At 63.0% G+C, this 1009-nt stretch carries 2 protein-coding genes; one reads left to right on the top strand and one right to left on the bottom strand.

Annotation, left to right across the window (positions count from 1 at the left end):
• The coding region (locus tag AC1DU6_RS32735; RefSeq protein ID WP_477862435.1) for an Lrp/AsnC family transcriptional regulator at positions 1-416 on the top strand (416 nt) is incomplete at its 5' end.
• Positions 417-430: 14 nt separating this feature from the next.
• Here the strand turns inward: AC1DU6_RS32735 and AC1DU6_RS32730 are convergent.
• Positions 431-1009: DUF6537 domain-containing protein (locus tag AC1DU6_RS32730; RefSeq protein ID WP_477862433.1), on the bottom strand; the 579-nt coding region annotated here is incomplete at its 5' end.

The following is a 1009-nucleotide window of genomic DNA, read 5'->3' as shown; positions in this document are numbered from 1 at the left end:
ACGCGCGCCTGAGCCTGGCCGAAATCAGTGCCGAAGTGGGCCTGACCACATCGCCCTGCTGGACACGCATCAAGCGACTGGAAGACGCTGGTGTCATCGAGGGGTACTCGCTGCGGCTGAACGCCGAGAAGATTGGCCTGAAAGACATGGTGATCGTTCAGCTCACGCTCGACAGCCACTCTGACGAGGCGCTCGAACGCTTCGGCCGCGAGCTTGAGCGAATTCCAGAAATCCTGGAGGTCTTTCTCGTGTCCGGCGACTACGACTACCACTTGCGCATCGCCGTGGCCGACACGCGCGACTACGAACGTCTGCTGCGCGAGAAGCTCTACAAGATTCCAGGCATCCGGCACAGCAAGTCCAGCTTCGTGCTCAAGCAGCTGAAGAGGGGCGAGCTGCYATTGAACAGCCCGTAACCCTCGTGCAGTGTTCATGCGCGACGCGACAAGGCCGGGGCTAAGTTCCCTGTCTCGACGCCCTCGATTTGGCCCAGCAATCGAGCGCGCTCGGCCCGCATCCGCGCCAGATGCGCAGCCTTCACATGCCCGTATCCGCGAATGTGCTCAGGCAGTTGGGCCAGTTGGACCACGGCCTGGAGTTGATCGCCTCGCAATTGCTTCAAAAGCCGGCCGAGTGTGCCCTCGTACTCATCCACAAGTTCCCGCTCCTCGCGCCGCTCGCGCGTGTAGCCGAAGACATCGAAGGGCGAGCCGCGCAGTCTCTTGAGTTTGGCAAGCACGCGCATCGCCTTGAGGACCCAGCCGCCGTACTCACGCTTGACGAGATGCCCGGTGGTCGGGTCTGTGCGGGCGAACAGGGGCGGCGCCAGGTAGACGGACAGCCTCAAATCGCCCTCGAACTCCGCGCGCAGCTCGGCCAGAAATTCCGGCGCGCTGTACAGCCGCGCCACTTCGTATTCATCCTTGTAGGCGAGCAGCTTGCTGAAGCCGACAGCCACCGCCTTTGCCAGGCGATCACTGCCCGGCGCCAAGCCTTGTTCGGCCTCTAC

This window comes from Roseateles sp. P5_B10 (genome assembly GCF_056400485.1).
This window is presented reverse-complemented; position numbering and strand designations above follow the sequence as displayed.